12 protein-coding genes are annotated in these 16,007 nt (G+C 48.5%); 11 read left to right on the top strand and 1 reads right to left on the bottom strand.

Annotated features, from left to right (window positions below; genetic code table 11):
- The 10 genes from infB to B2Z72_RS03640 all read left to right on the top strand — a co-directional run.
- A partial coding sequence (gene infB, locus B2Z72_RS03685; RefSeq protein ID WP_297004191.1) for a translation initiation factor IF-2 occupies positions 1-1,470 on the top strand: 1,470 nt, incomplete at its 5' end.
- A gap of 85 nt (positions 1,471-1,555) precedes the next feature.
- Complete coding sequence (gene rbfA / locus B2Z72_RS03680) at positions 1,556-1,966, top strand: 30S ribosome-binding factor RbfA (protein ID WP_296980061.1); 411 nt, start codon at positions 1,556-1,558, stop codon at positions 1,964-1,966.
- Between the two features lie 8 nt (positions 1,967-1,974).
- Positions 1,975-2,943, top strand: coding sequence for a tRNA pseudouridine(55) synthase TruB (truB, locus tag B2Z72_RS03675; protein ID WP_296980064.1), 969 nt, complete (start codon positions 1,975-1,977; stop codon positions 2,941-2,943).
- Positions 2,944-3,070: 127 nt separating this feature from the next.
- Complete coding sequence (rpsO, locus tag B2Z72_RS03670) at positions 3,071-3,340, top strand: 30S ribosomal protein S15 (protein ID WP_297004189.1); 270 nt, start codon at positions 3,071-3,073, stop codon at positions 3,338-3,340.
- Between the two features lie 224 nt (positions 3,341-3,564).
- Positions 3,565-5,673, top strand: coding sequence for a polyribonucleotide nucleotidyltransferase (gene pnp, locus B2Z72_RS03665; protein ID WP_297004187.1), 2,109 nt, complete (start codon positions 3,565-3,567; stop codon positions 5,671-5,673).
- A 727-nt stretch (positions 5,674-6,400) separates the two neighbouring features.
- A complete protein-coding gene (locus B2Z72_RS03660; protein ID WP_296980072.1) occupies positions 6,401-7,633 on the top strand; it encodes a hypothetical protein in 1,233 nt (410 codons plus the stop codon).
- A gap of 245 nt (positions 7,634-7,878) precedes the next feature.
- The gene (locus B2Z72_RS03655; protein ID WP_296980075.1) at positions 7,879-9,147 is read left to right on the top strand and encodes a hypothetical protein; all 1,269 of its coding nucleotides are present in this window, start codon (positions 7,879-7,881) and stop codon (positions 9,145-9,147) included.
- A gap of 86 nt (positions 9,148-9,233) precedes the next feature.
- Complete coding sequence (locus tag B2Z72_RS03650) at positions 9,234-11,033, top strand: hypothetical protein (RefSeq protein ID WP_296980077.1); 1,800 nt, start codon at positions 9,234-9,236, stop codon at positions 11,031-11,033.
- Between the two features lie 82 nt (positions 11,034-11,115).
- Entirely contained in the window at positions 11,116-12,354 is a 1,239-nt protein-coding gene (locus tag B2Z72_RS03645) for a hypothetical protein (RefSeq protein WP_296980079.1), read from the top strand.
- A gap of 365 nt (positions 12,355-12,719) precedes the next feature.
- Complete coding sequence (locus tag B2Z72_RS03640; protein ID WP_296980081.1) at positions 12,720-13,880, top strand: hypothetical protein; 1,161 nt, start codon at positions 12,720-12,722, stop codon at positions 13,878-13,880.
- A gap of 172 nt (positions 13,881-14,052) precedes the next feature.
- Here B2Z72_RS03640 and B2Z72_RS03635 read toward each other — a convergent pair whose 3' ends face one another.
- A complete protein-coding gene (locus B2Z72_RS03635; RefSeq protein WP_296980082.1) occupies positions 14,053-14,361 on the bottom strand; it encodes a hypothetical protein in 309 nt (102 codons plus the stop codon).
- A gap of 649 nt (positions 14,362-15,010) precedes the next feature.
- Here B2Z72_RS03635 and B2Z72_RS03630 point away from each other — a divergent pair.
- The gene (locus B2Z72_RS03630) at positions 15,011-15,988 is read left to right on the top strand and encodes a hypothetical protein (RefSeq protein WP_296980083.1); all 978 of its coding nucleotides are present in this window, start codon (positions 15,011-15,013) and stop codon (positions 15,986-15,988) included.
- The last annotated feature ends 19 nt before the right edge of the window (positions 15,989-16,007 follow it).

The raw sequence follows: 16,007 nt of genomic DNA, 5'->3' as shown, positions 1-16,007 counted from the left end.
GACCACGGAAAGACCACTCTGCTGGACGCCATCCGCTCGACCAATGTCGTGGGCGGCGAGGCGTGGGGAATCACCCAGCACATTGCCGCCCACCAGGTCACTCACAACGACCGACCGATCACGTTTGTCGACACGCCCGGCCATGCGGCCTTCGGCGAAATGCGGGCTCGAGGCGCCCATGTGACCGACATCGTCGTGTTGGTTGTCGCTGCCGATGACGGCGTGATGCCTCAGACTGAAGAAGCGGTTCAGCACGCAAAAGCGGCTGGCGTTCCTCTGGTGGTTGCCATCAACAAGATGGACAAAGAATCTGCTGATCCGGATCGTGTTAAAAACGAACTGTCAGCCCGTGATGTGATTCCGGAAGACTGGGGCGGCGACGTACCATTCATCCCGGTATCTGCACACACTGGTCAGGGCATTGAAGAGCTGCTTGAAGCGGTTCTGCTGCAGGCCGAGCTGCTGGAACTGAAAGCACACTTTGTCGGTCCGGCACAGGGTGTTGTGGTTGAATCCCGTCTGGATAAAGGACGTGGTCCGGTTGCGACCCTGCTGGTTCAGGACGGCATGCTGAACAAAGGCGACATCGTTCTGGCCGGTACCTGCTACGGCCGTGCCCGTGCACTGCTGGATGAAAATGGTCAGCAGACTGGTGAAGCTGGTCCATCCATTCCGGTCGAGATTCTCGGTCTGAATGGTACGCCGGACGCCGGTGACCACTTCATGGTTGTGGAAAGCGAGAAGAAAGCCCGTGAGGTTGCTGAATTCCGTGAAACCAAACTGAAGGAACAACATCAGCAGCGCCAGCAGGCTGCCAAGCTGGATGCACTGTTCGCTGGTATGGGCGAAGGTCAGGTTGCTTCTCTGAACGTGGTTCTGAAAACCGACGTACGTGGTTCTCTGGAAGCCATCGTGGCTTCACTGCAGAAGCTGGCTACCGATGAAGTGAAAGTGAACGTAGTATCCTCCGGTGTGGGTGGTATTACAGAAACTGACGCCACACTGGCGGTTGCTTCCGGTGCCGTGGTGTTCGGCTTTAACGTCCGTGCTGACAACGCTGCCAAACGTGTGGTCGAAGCCAATGACGTTGATATGCGTTACTACAGCGTGATCTACGATCTGCTGGACGACGTTAAGAAAGCCATGGGCGGTCTGCTTGAGCCTGAACTGCGTGAAGAAATCGTTGGTACTGCGGAAGTACGTGACGTGTTCAACTCGCCTAAGTTCGGTCAGATTGCCGGTTGTATGGTGATCGAAGGTACGGTTTACCGTAACAAGAAGATCCGTGTACTGCGTGAAAACGTGGTGATCTACGAAGGTGAACTGGAATCCCTGCGTCGCTTCAAAGACGACGTACAGGAAGTTCGTCAGGGTATGGAATGTGGTATCGGTGTGAAGAACTATCAGGACGTCCGCCCGGGCGACCAGATTGAGGTCTTCGACGTGCGTGAAGTGGCACGTACGCTGTAACCCATATTATCAGACTCAGCAGCAAAGCCCGGCCAGAGTGTCGGGCTTTGCTGTCTCTGTAAAGCCGGTAAAACCGGAGGATAAAATGCCAAAAGATTACAGCCGTACATCGCGCCTTGGTGAGCAGATCCAGCGGGATCTGGCGCAGATGATACAGTTTGAAATGAAAGACCCACGTCTGGGTATGGTGACCCTGAACCACGTTAAAGTGGCGAAAGATCTGGGGTATGCCGATATTTATTTCACAGTGATGGGTGCCCGTGGTGAAAGCGATGACGAAATCCGTCGTCAGACCGAACGCATTCTTAACGATGCGTCAGGCTACCTGCGCACTGAACTCGCACGCATTCTGCGTACCCGTATCACACCGCACCTGCGTTTCCATTATGATGAAACCCTGGATCGCGGTATGAAACTGACTTCCCTGATCAAAAAGGCGACGGACGAAGATAAGTCCCGTCATCATGATGATCAGCAGGACGACAGTGCGGAGTAAGCGACTGCGTGGGTAAGAAAAAAGGCCGCGATATCAGCGGCATTATTGTTATTGATAAGCCGCTGGGGTTGTCCTCGAATCAGGTGCTGCAGCGGGTGAAACGCCTCTTCAATGCCCGTAAAGCCGGTCACACCGGCGCGCTGGACCCTCAGGCCAGCGGGGTATTGCCGATCTGTTTGGGGGAGGCGACCAAGTTTTCCCAATTGCTGCTCGATTCTGATAAAGCTTACGACACCACAGCCCAGCTGGGGGAAGTACGCTCTACCGGTGACTCCGAAGGCGAAGTCTTCCGCACGGCGCAGGTGCCTGAGCTGGATGACGCTGCGGTTGAGGCTGTGCTCAGCCGCTTCCGCGGTGATGTCGAACAGGTGCCGCCGATGTTTTCAGCACTGAAAATGGACGGCAAGCCACTGTATGAGCTGGCCCGTCAGGGCATGTCAGAAGCAGAAATGCGGGCGGTGGCGGAAAAGAAACGCCGCACCATTACCATTTTTGAACTGACACTGAATCAACGCCGGGAAACCCAGCTGGATCTTTCTGTGCGCTGCTCCAAAGGCACGTATATCCGTACCCTGGTCGAAGATATCGGTGAAAGTATTGGCTGTGGTGCCTACGTCAGCCGCCTGCACCGTACCGCCTGTGGGCCGTATCACAGTGGTCAGATGGTGACGCTTGAGGCACTGGAGCAGCTGGCCATTGAGGCAGGAGAGGGCGATGACGCGGACTTCTCTGCACTGGATAATCTGCTGCTGCCGCCACACAGTGCCATTCCTGATTGGCCGGAAGTACCGCTGACATTAGCAGAAGCTGCTAAAATGCTGCAGGGTCAGCCGATAAATACTGGCCTGGCGGATGCAACGTCTGTACAATTATGGGCCGTTGAATCCGGGATTCGCCAGATGATAGGCATTGGTTCTGTCGAAGGTGGCGTGATCAAAGCGAGACGTCTTATGCAGGTCAGCCTGCCTGAAGTCTGAGCCTTGTCATGAAAACCCGTTTTTAACTGTGCCGACAGGCACACGCATACCACTGTTAATGTGCACGGTGGCAATGCTTTTTAAACAGTCAGGCTGAGCCTGATGCACATTCTATGGAGTTTGAAAGATGGCATTATCTGCTGAAAAGAAAGCTGAGATTGTAAAAGAGTATCAGGTTGCTGAAGGCGACACTGGTTCTCCTGAAGTTCAGGTTGCACTGCTGACCCACAACATTGTTGGCCTGCAGGACCACTTCAAAGCGCATGGTAAAGATCACCACTCCCGTCGTGGTCTGATCCGCATGGTTAACCAGCGTCGTAAACTGCTGGACTACCTGAAGCGTAAAGATGCATCCCGTTACACCGCTCTGATCGGTCGTCTGGGTCTGCGTCGCTAAGATCTCTCTTACAGCAAAAGCCCTCCGGGGCTTTTGTTGTATCTGGCTGATAGCTCCCTCTTTATACACATACAACCTGCCAGACTGTGGTGCCAACCCCACTGATTGAGTGGTGGTGCTTCTAACCATTGGCTTTTGCCCTTTTATGGGCGCAAAAGAGCCAATCCTTAGAAGTACCGGCAGTGCGCAGGATGATCTGAAATCGTAAAGGAAACACATACTGTATGAGCACAAAACCTGTTGCTAACACAAAAACCTTCCAGTTCGGTAACGATACCGTCACTCTGGAAACCGGTCGCATTGCCCGTCAGGCTGACGGCGCTGTTCTGGCCACTATCGGTAAAACTCAGGTTCTGGCGACTGTTGTTGCTGCGAAAAGCACCAAGCCAGGTCAGGACTTCTTCCCACTGTCTGTTCACTATCAGGAAAAAATGTACGCCGCTGGCCGTATCCCTGGTGGTTACCTGAAGCGTGAAGCGCGTCCTTCTGAAAAAGAAACCCTGACTTCCCGTCTGATCGACCGTCCGATCCGCCCTCTGTTCCCGGAAGGCTTCATGAACGAAGTTCAGGTTATCCTGACCGTTATGTCTTCTGAAAAAGACGTTGATCCGGATATCTGCGCCATGATCGCTACCTCTGCAGCTCTGTCTGTTTCCGGTGTACCGTTCAATGGTCCTATCGCTGGCGCCCGCGTTGGTTTCATCGAAGACGAAGGTTACATCCTCAACCCTAAATATTCTCAGCTGGAAGATTCCCTGCTGGACATGGTGGTTGCCGGTACTCAGGACGCCGTGCTGATGGTTGAATCCGAAGCCGACGAACTGACCGAAGACGAAATGCTGGGTGCAGTACTGTTTGCACACAAAGCCTTCCAGCCAGCCATTACTGCCATCAACGAGTGGGTTGCTGAGCTGAACGTTCAGCGTTGGGACTGGGCTGCGGCAGAGCAGAACACTGCCCTGTACGAAGCGGTTAAAGCAGAAACTGCTGCTGCCATCGGCGAAGCCTACACCATCTCCGACAAGATGGAGCGTTACGGCAAGCTGGACGAAATCAAAGCCGCTGCTGTTGAAAAACTGGCCGCTGCTGAAGGTGAAGAAGGTTTCACCAAAGACGAAATCGCTGAGATGATCGGCGAACTGAAATACGAAGTAGTACGTCAGCGCGTAATCGACGGCGCTCCACGTATCGATGGCCGTGACAACGACACCGTTCGTCCACTGACCATCGAAACCGGCGTTCTGAAGAGCACTCACGGTTCTGCTATGTTCACCCGTGGTGAAACTCAGGCCATCGTTGCGACCACTCTGGGTTCTGCCCGTGACGCACAGATGATCGACTTCCTGCACGGCACCAAAGACGATCCATTCCTGTTCCACTACAACTTCCCTCCATACTCTGTAGGTGAAGCTGGCCGTATGGGTTCTCCTGGCCGTCGTGAAATTGGTCACGGCCGTCTGGCCCGTCGTGGTGTGCAGGCAATGATGCCTTCTCACGAAGAATTCCCGTACACCGTGCGTGTGGTTTCAGAAATTACTGAATCCAACGGTTCTTCTTCCATGGCTTCCGTATGTGGCGCATCTCTGTCTCTGATGGACGCTGGTGTACCAATGAAAGCACCGGTTGCCGGTATCGCTATGGGTCTGGTGAAAGAAGGCGAAAAATTCGCTGTTCTGACCGACATTCTGGGTGACGAAGATCACCTGGGCGATATGGACTTTAAAGTTGCCGGTACTGACGAAGGTATTACTGCACTGCAGATGGATATCAAGATCGAAGGTATCACTGAAGAGATCATGGAAATCGCGCTGGAAAAAGCCAAAGCAGCACGTTTCACCATTCTCGAACAGATGAATGCTGTGATTGCTGAGCCACGTAAAGAGCTGTCTGAAAACGCTCCGACCATGACCAGCATGAAGATCGCTTCTGACAAGATCCGTGACGTGATCGGTAAAGGTGGCGCGACCATCCGTGACATCACCGAGAAATCCGGTGCTTCTGTAGATATCAACGACGACGGCGAAATCAAGATCTTCGCAGCAGACAAAGCTTCTGCTGACAAAGCGAAAGAAATGATTGAAGGCATCACTGCTGAGATCGAAGTAGGTGTTACTTACACTGGTACCGTCAGCAAGATCGTTGATTTCGGTGCATTCGTTACCGTACTGCCAGGCAAAGACGGCCTGCTGCACATTTCTCAGATCAGCGAAGAGCGCGTAGAAAACGTTTCTGACTACCTGAAAGAAGGTCAGGTTGTAAACGTACACGTTGCTGACGTTGATCCGAAAGGTCGCGTTAAGCTGACTATGAAAGGTGTAGAGCAGCCTGCTTAATGCTGGCTGAATACCTTCGCTGAACAGCGATGAAAAGACCGCCTTAGGGCGGTTTTTTTATGCCTGAAAATTACTCAGGCATGGTCGCTAATCAGGTGTTGGCTAAGCGGTTCGAAGGAATGGAGTTTGGGTTGTATTTAATAAGAGAAATATCACTTAAAGGTGCGACTCAAGGTGACAAATGAGACGCCGCATCTTAGCCATGATTTGTTTGCCTCTCTGAACTGATTCGCCAGCTTTTTGCATCCGATTGCCACCTGTTCTGTTACAAAACTGCGGCACTTTGATCAATGTCATAATTGCGCATGATTTATAAAATCAGACTGACTTTATACTCATGCTGGTGACAAAATTTGTCACAACGATTTCCTTCCTATGTTGCTGACTTCTTGCGTAATTATGCATTTTTCCGCTCAATATCCGTCTTAAGGCGGATGCTTATTCTGGATCGTATGATCCGGTTCAGGCCATTCCGCTTTCCGGGCATTTTTTAATATCCGGGGTGACAAAAAATGTCACCCGTGACAAAAAATTACATCCTTTACTAAGCAGCTACAAAGCGTTACTGTCTCGGTGCAAAATTTATCTGTCCAGAGAGATGAACAATGGTTCGGGTTTTGGCCCTGTCTGTTGGCGAAATCGGGCAGCAGAAAAGATCGCTCGCCGCGTATTGCTGGCCTGACGCGACACACAGAAAAAGACAGAAAACTACTTGAAGGGAAGTATTATGGCTGACTTATCCAAAACCTTACGAAACCTCGCTTACATCGCCGTTGCCGGCGGTTCACTGGTTATGGCTGGCTGTGGCGGTGGCAGCAGCAGCTCATCCGCTGATGAGCAAGATCCTATTGTAAATCCAGAACCTACTCCAGAACCTACTCCGGAGCCAACGCCTGATCCGCAGCCAGAAACTCTGGTTTACAGCGGCTCTGAAGATTATTCAGACCTGTCTGAAGCAGACCTGGATGCCGTTGCGGCAGAGGTTATCAAAGCGTCTTTTGCTGCTGTGGCTCTTGAAGTTGCTGAACCGTATCTCGACGGTATGGACGATCTGATCAGTCAATTAGCCGGTGACTTTGGTGGATATTTCTTCGGCCGTGGGCTCAGTTCCGCCGATGCTCTGGACCTCGATATGGCTCTGGTCATCAGTGGTTCTGATTCAGGTAGTGAAACTTATGCTGGTACCTGTGGTGGCGTTACGGAATTTGAGTATGAGTCTGTTGCCAGTGAGTACTCTGGTTACGATGAAGCGATTGGTTATGGTGAGGAATATGAGGAGTCACGTACATCTTCGGTTACCCTGACCGATGACTACTGTAATGATGAATATTACGTAAATGATGAATCACCACTGTTAAATGGTACTGCCAGCTTTAACGGGGAGATGGATTTTTACATTGATCAGGGCTTCGATACTCCTGAGGTCGATGGTGGGTATTATTTCCGTGTGAGCGGATCAGCGGAAATGGCTGGTGACATTACTGTTGCGGCTACCGGTTTCAATGGCCGCTATCAGTTCGATGCCAGTACGACCAGCGGTCTGCTCGATGACGACCGCGGCGAAACGCGTACTGTTAGCCAGCAAAATACGAATGCTATGAATGAACGTTTCACCATCAATGGTTCTGTTATCGAAACCACAGAGAGCTACTCCTATAGCTATAATGGCGAGAGTAGTAGTAGCTCAGAGCAGGATTTAATGGCGTACGATGGCTCAGTATTCCTTCTGGATTACGCTGATGCGTGGATGGATGAGGGTGATTACGGCCTTGAACTTGATGCGTATTATTCCGAGTATGGTTTGATCGAAGCTTATGGAAACGGACTTTCTTTCTGTGAAGATGGCTCTGGTTTTGCTACCGGTACCATCGAGTTTTATGACGACGAATCTACGGCCATGTTGATTACATTCAATGGCTGTGGTGTTGCGCCGTCAGTAACGCCAATCGTGTCACTCTAATAATATAAAAATACGTGGGAGGGCTTAATGCCCTCCTTACAAAGTGCGGATGTATTCATCAGAATAAATGATTCACATCTGGCGCAAAAATAGAAATCAACAGATTTATGAACATGATGATAGCTTTTTGAGTTGTTATTTTGTTTCGCTGTGAGCTTAAAGCCATATGGTCAGATTTCGGGGTGCCATATTCCGTAGCGAACGTATGACGAATAAAACCATATAAATAATTGAAGGGAATTTTCATGTCTAACTCATCTAAAACATTAAGAAACCTTGCTTACATTGCTGTAGCCAGTTGCTCTCTGGTTATGGCTGGCTGTGGTGGCAGCAGCAGCTCATCGTCTGATGAGCAGGATCCTGTTGTTACACCAGAACCGACACCAGAACCAACTCCGGAACCAACTCCGGAACCAACTCCGCAGACTCTGACTTACACTGGCTCGGAAGATGATGCTGATTTCAGTACTGCTGATCTCAGTGCCGTGGGTTCTGAAGTAATTAAAGTGACTCTGGCTTCTGTATTGCTGGAAATGGCTGATGACGTAACCAGTTCCATTCCTCGTCAAGTAGATAACGTGTTTAATGGAATGCCGCTTCAATACCTCGGCAATATCGGTTTTGGCCCTTATTCTGCTACCGACGCTCTGGACCTGGATCTGGAACTGGTCGCCGGTGCTTCTGACTCTGAATCAGTGACCGTTGCGGGTAGCTGTGGTGGTACGTTTACAGCTGCTAAAGAATCTTCTTACGAGTTCAGTATGGCAGAAGAAGAAGGTGCTTACGGTGAAGATTATACTGAGGATATGACTTTAAATGCCGAGTTCTCTGACGATTATTGTCAGTCGCTTAGCTATTACGGAGGCCCTGGCATGCTTGCTGAAAGCGCTCCTCAGATCGGAGTTTCGGGTCATTTAGAAGGTGAATACTCTGAAAGTTACTACGAAGACTATGATGGCGAGGATGGTTTCGAGCGTGACGAATATTCTGTTAAGAAGTCTGGCGACCTGACTTTTACAGTTGAAGATGAGTCGCTTCGTTATCAGTTTGATTTCTCTGAAACTAACACGTATTTTGATGATGAACGTTCAGAAACCCCTAGCTACGGCGAGGATTATGAAGAGATTAATAATGAACTCTTTACTTTCCGTGGTCAGACACTTGAGCGCACATACAAATCAACTTATGTATATAACGAAACTACCGAAACTGGTGATTCCGAAGAGCTGATTGCTTTTGCTGATTCGGTTTTCCTGGTGGATTACGTAGCGATCTCGCGTCCAGATTACAATGTCTTTGATTTGAGTGAAGGCGGTAGTGTTGCATTGTCTGGTGTTGGCTATGTTTACTTCGAAGGTGACGAACTGACGCTCTGTGACGATGGCTCTGGCTTCTCCGCTGGTACTCTTATGTTCGGTGATTATGATGACGCTTATGGCACCATCACTTTTACCGGCTGTGACACTGCTCCAACTATCGAGCCGTATGTTGCTCCGGTTCCTGTAGCGGAATGATGTAGCTTGATAAGAAAAGAGGGCTTATGCCCTCTTTTTTTTTGATGGTAATATACTGATAACTTTGTATATGGTTATCTGGCTTTATGAACTGGAAAGTTAGTCAAAAAAAGTATTCCACTTCTGCATATCGGGTAGGATTACCCAATCCTTCCATTATTGTATCTGTACGCACTGACCTTGAAGGAAATGTCGACTTCAGTAGCTACTGTCAGGCAGCTTCTCAGCTTTCTGGCATAGACTTTAGTGAACATGTTTTTCCGGAAGCAGCAGACTTTCTGCATGATGTTTCAGAGTTTATTCTGGCGGCTGTGTTTAATATTCAGATGGATGCCATGGTTCCGGTGTGGCAGTCAGGTCAGGTGCTCGACAGTAGAGAGACTGAAGCTGAGTTGCTGGTGCCTGTAACGCCGGCTTCAGCGGCGGTTACTACAAAGTTAATTGCCTGGTTTATCTCACTTTTGCATGAGAAAGATTTAACAAGAAGCCGCTATACCCGTCAGCAGGACTTTCAGAAAATATTCGCTGAAATTCGTTCGGTCGCGTTAAAGTCTACAACCATGTGGTCTTTTCTCAGGGCTGCATATGAGTTGAATCTCCCTTATTTTTCATTGCCTGCCCGCGCTCATCAGATTGGCTATGGCGCAAACAGCCGTTGGCTGGACAGTACCTTTACTGATACGACATCGGTTGTCGGCTCTAATATGGCCAAAAATAAGATGGCCACGGTTCAGATGCTGAGGATGAATGGGCTGCCGGTTCAACCTTCTGTTACCGTGAATAACGTAAATGATGCTGTACATCTTGCCGGAAAAATGGGTTACCCGGTTGTAGTGAAACCGCTGGATCTTGACCGTGGCTATGGTGTAATTGCCGGAATCAAAAATGACAAAGAACTGCGTGAAGCCTATGCTAAAAGCGCTGAAAAAGGCCGGAGAATCATGCTTGAAAAGCATTTCTCTGGGAAAGATTACCGTCTTACGGTCTTTGAGGGTGAACTTGTCTGGGCTATTGAACGTCAGCCGGCGCAGGTGACAGGGGATGGTGTTAAGACCGTCAGGCAGTTAATTGATCAGGTTAACGCAAGTCCGGAGCGGGGAAATGAACGACGTACGGCTTTGACGCGCATAGAGTTTGATGATGAAGCCAAATTCATGTTGGCTAAACAGAAACTGACCGAAAAAAGTATCCCAAAGCCCGATCAGGTCGTGACGCTCCGCAGAATTTCTAACGTATCGTCGGGGGGGATGCCTGTTGCTGTTTTTGATGACGTTCATCCTGATAATTCTGCGTTGGCAATAAGAGCAGTGAAAGTGCTGAGACTCGATCTGGCAGGTGTCGATTTATTGATTCCGGATATAAGAATATCCTGGAAGGAGAGCGGTGCGGCTATCTGCGAGGTAAATTCCCAGCCAGGTATTGGCACTTACACAGACCTTTCCGTTTATAAAAAGATTCTCGCAAAGCTTGTAAAAAACAGCGGCATGATCCCTCTTGTGTTAGTGACAGGGAAAGATGCAGATAGTGTGGCAGAGGGTTTATATAATAATGCCTTGAAAGCAGGAAAATCAGCAGTCGCTTACTTCAACAAGCACATATCACGATTTGACGAAGGGCAGTCCCGTTCAGAGTGCCAGTTCTTTGAGGCAGGGCGTCAGATCGTTTCTGATGCGGATTGTGATTTTGGGGTTGTTGCGCTGACTGATGATTCCGTTTTGATGTCTGGTTTGCCATTTCCGCTGTTTTCAGATTTGATCGTTACTGATGGGGAGGAGAACGACTCCAAAGTTATATCAAATCTGAAAAATGCATGTAATGGCAATGTCTGGGGCGCTGATTTCACACTGGATGAAATCTGTAAGCCCAGAGTAGTCAGAAGCCAATAGTTGATATGTCGCAATGATATGTCTTTGGTGCCCTGTTTATAGTAGGGAAATTAAATTGAAAGGAAATAATTAAGGGAAGTATATGAGTGATTCATCAAAATTATTAAAAAATATTATATGTGTGGCGGTAGGAACCTGTTCGTTAGTAATGGCTGGATGTGGTGGTGGAAGCAGTTCATCCTCCGGAGAACCTGATGTCGTTGTAACGCCGGAGCCATCACCTGAACCAACACCAGAGCCGATCGTTGATCCTCAGCCAGAAACATTGGTATTTACCGGTGAAGATGATGACGCGGATCTTTCAGAGGCTGATCTGGATGTCGTGGCAGCAGAGATTATAAAACTCACCTATGGCAGAGGTCTTGTTGAAACCGTACAGCCATACCTGGCAGAAATGCAATTTCTGGAAGAAGAATTGTTAGGTGAAGACGGTGGTTATTACTTTCAGGATTATAGTCGCCGCTCAACTTCAGCTTTAGATCTGGATCTGGAGACTGTCGGCCAGAACACCATGTCTGGCAGTGAAACCCGGGCAGGACAGTGTGGTGGGACAGCAGAGCTCTCTTATGAATCCTCTGTCGAGCAACGCTATGGCGAAGACAGTGAGGTCGGAGCTGCCTGGGAGACCCTTCTTACGCAAGATTCCAATGCCAACTTCTCTGAAGATTACTGTGTATATGACTCCTTTGGAGACAATGAGAATGCTACCGTATTTACCGGAACCGCAGAATTTGCGGGTAATGTAAGTTTTTATAACGATTCGGACAGTACTGAAGGTGGATACGATTATGGTTCATTCGAAGTTAATGCTGAATTAATCGTCGATGTAACTGTCTCAGCAGAGGGGCTGACCGGCCGTTATCAGCAGAATAAGACCAATTCCGGACTTGAATATGCAGATAACCGTACAGACCCCAGTGTTTATGCTGGTAATGGTGAGCAAGTCGATAACAAGCGATTGACTATTAATGGTCAGATCGTTGAATCCTCTGAAATTCACCTGTCTTCATATGACTCAGAAAGTGAAATTGAATCTTACACCAACGATGAAATTCTCGCCTATGATGGATCAGTATTTTTGATTCACCAGTTGAGAGGTGTCTCTTTAGAAGGGGGATATCTGGATCTCGGTCTGGAAGCATCGTACACCGGCTATGGCGTAATATTCACTGATGCTCAGGATCTAACATTTTGTGCCGATGGCTCTGGCTTTAATACCGGAACCATTGAGTTCTGGGATGCTTTCTCTACTGCTGCGACGATTACCTTTAATGGGTGTGGCGTTGCACCGACTGTCGCTTTGGCTCCTACAGAGTTCTGAGCTGATTATTGAATGGGATAGCGAAGAAGAATTCTTCGTTATCCCATTATTACTGATAGTGAATAAAGAAAAGATAATCATCTCTATACATTGATTGCCTGAACGACTTCTTTCCTCTTGCCTTTATCCTTTCGAAAGTTTAAGTGCAGTTGTTTGATATCCATTATTTAAATCTTTTTCGGATATTTAACTTTACGAATTTCATTTGATTCGCTAGGTTTCATTAGTTAATTTGAAGTTAAAACCAAACAATTGTTCGGTTTTAAATACAATTGGTCATGCCAATTATCCGGTTGTGTTTAATTGGGATAATCGAATAGATATACCGAAATTCTTAAGCAATACAGAACAATTAAGGATATAAGATGGGAAGTAGTATAAGCAGTCTGAAGTCTCTCTCTTTTATTGCTGTCGCCAGCGTTTCTTTGTTGATGACGGGGTGTGGTGGCGGAGGAGGCGGTGGTGCTTCTTCCGGTGGTGCAGATACAGATATCGCTGCTAATCCGGATGATGGCAACAACGGCGATCCAGGTAACGGCAATACAGGCAACGGTGATTCATCTGTGCCGGAAGTACGTACCCTGACGTTTACCGGCGATAGTACGCCAGCCGCACTGAACAGCGACAACAGCTCAGCGATCGCTGAGCAGGTCGCAGAGTTTCTGTATCTGCAGTCTCTATCCGATCATTACTATCAACACTCTCAGATCATTTATGATCCGGAAATCGTCAGTATGACTGCTTTTGTTAATAATCTGGATTATCTGCCATTTATTGAACAGGCGGTATTTTTGGGTTTGGCGCCGTCAGTATCATCGCCATCTTCTGCTATAGACAGTCAATACAGCGATAACCAGCCTGGCGACTGCGGCGGTACGGTACAGATTACAGCGGATTATCAGCATAGTGCGCCTGAAGCTGCCGGCATAGACAGAGTGGAGCTGGACACAGATACCGGTGTTGTATTCACTGGTTTCTGCGACGACAGCGTCTTTTTCGATGGCAGCGGAAATGTTGTTTATTCAGATCATTCCTATACCGATAACGGTGTTATGCCGGCGTACAACGACCGGGTTCGCAGTGCAGAGTTCTCTGGTGACTTTACTATCGACGATAACGGCGATCAGGCCCGTCTGAGGGTGGAAGGTGAGTCTCATGTCTCAACGGTATCCGGTAGCACTGCAGGCCGGGACGTTCGTTATCGTAACCGCAGAGTCGTGAATGAACAGGTCATTGCCGGCAATCACCTGCTGGAGTCCACGGTATTCTTTGATTCAGATGATTCAGCTCAGACGGATATACTTTACTCCGCGGGAGGCCAGGTTTATCGCTGGCAGCAGGGGGCGGTTGATCTGTCTGATTTTGGCCGGGTGGCTTATGCTGTTGAACGCAGTGTGCAGCGGTGCCTTGATGAACCCGGTCTGCGCTCTGGCCAGTTCACGATGACAGGCTCTGGAGACACCTGGCGGGTTACCGTTAATGGCTGCAACGACTACTCATTGGAGCTTGTGCCGGCAGTCCGGTAACAGAAAAGCTTCTTTGCTGTTGTGTTATTTGGTGCAGGGATGGGTGCAGGGAATGTTGCAGAAGCGCACCAGAGCAGAGTTAAAACAGAAAATGGAAATGAAACAGAAAAGGGCCAGCGCGGACTGCTGACCCTTTTCCTTCCTGTTTTTATCTTCGATTTAAATCCCTTTATCAGACTGTGATATCAACGAATCGTCCCTTGCTGTTGGTGTCGGGCATATCGGAAGAAAACGCCATAAATGTTTTACTGAAATTATTTGTACTTTCGTTCTGGTTTTGGCGTTCCCGGTACTGCTGTAGCTCGGTGTCGTCAGGGTAGGCAGGAATGTATTCGGCGACGGTCTGGGGCTTGCTGATGGTCTCATATGGCTCACGAGAACCCTGGTTCTCTTCCTCAGGCAGCCTGTCACCGTACGCAGGTTTCCTGCTGGCGTTATCGACATAAGCTGTTGAGATTACACTGCCTGGAAGGACGTTCATTCTCTGTTGGTCACCCGCTCTTCGCCCGCTCTTAGATGCGGCTTCTGTTCATGTAAGCGTTATAAGTACTGCTCTGTGCTGGCTGCAATTGTTCTGTACTGATCTTTACTGAGCAATGCTCACCATCTGCTGAGTATGAAACCCGTGTACGGCACTACAGAGACTATAGCTCAGATCAACCATTGATTCCTTAGTCATAAATATGGCGCTCAATAAGGACATATAATTGACTCTTAGTCAAAGACGGGTTTTGCAGCAAATAGCAGATGTCAGCGGGCGAATCATTGCGCAAGGTTTCGCGTCAGATTTTTGAAGTATGAAAAGAGCGTGTGCGCGACGTATATTTCAGTAGTTATTACTTAATAACTATGTTGTTATTAAGTAATGATAAAATTAATAATACCTGAATTTTTAAAAGTGCTGCTACATACAATCTCAGACAGCCTTTCTGTCGGATCTGTAATTCATTTGTTATCGTAGTCAGGGTTATTTCCTGCCACAGAATGACAGATATCAAATTAATTGTTACCCAGCGTAAAAATATGATGTTGATCGTGTAATCAGAGGTGTGTTGGGAATATGTCTGTTGTATATTCAATTTGCTGGATATTGCCCGGCCTAAGCCCTCGTATTGTCATGGAGACAAAAAATGTCAAAATATAATTATCTTTTATTACTTGCAGTGACTGGTGTACTTACCGCGTGTGGCGGCGGTGGTGGAGGCGGCGGCAGCTCTTCCGGTTCTGATGATGATATCGTTGAGTACGATGGTGTCACAACGCCAGCCAGTTTTGATACCGATAACAGTTCTGATTTTGCTTCCAGCTCCAGTGAGATCGTCAGTGATCTGATTGAAAGCGATGAATCCGGTGCCGATGTCGGCAACCTTCCGACCGGTATTTTAGCAGCAGCAGACTCTACAGCAGTGAAGACTGTGCTGGATATTACCGCAGAAACGGTTGCTGGCTTTGAACAGAGCAGCTTGTCTATGCCTGTGGCAGTGGACGAAACCGTCGCTGGTAGCTGTGGTGGTTCTGTTAATTACTCCGGCTCCGAAAATGACTTTACTATTACTTATAATGACTACTGTGAATACAGTATGACTATGAACGGTACTGTGGACGCTACCAGCTCGACCAGCGGTTCCACCACACGTACTACTCTGCGTTACAACAACCTCCAGTACACCTATGAGGGCATCACTGAAACTGTTAACGGTACCTATGTTATTGAATCAGATAGCCAATCATACGAGCTGTCTTATTCATCCTGGAATCTGACCTACACAATGAATGGCGAGACTGTGCGCATCACAGGTTCAATGACGTGCAACAGCAACTACGACTGTACCTACTACGACCAGTTCGTGGGCTCTGACGGTACCACTTACCAGGTGAGTGATGCGAGCGTAAGCTCTATTGATGGTCAGTACTCTGTTGAAGCAACCTTCTACCATCCTGAATACGGTTCAGTAACACTGGATGCCAGCAATATCAGCATCTGTAGCGATGGCAGCATTGGCAGTGGCAGCATCGTGCTTACCGATGATGACGGCACTGAATTGAGCGTCACTTTCAGCGGTTGTGGTAACGAACCGACTATCGTACTGGACGGTGTTGCTCTGTAAGCGGGCGATTACCTTCATT

The sequence above is a fragment of the Thalassolituus sp. UBA6592 genome (assembly GCF_002433655.1).
Lineage (GTDB): Bacteria > Pseudomonadota > Gammaproteobacteria > Pseudomonadales > Oceanobacteraceae > Venatoribacter.
This window is presented reverse-complemented; position numbering and strand designations above follow the sequence as displayed.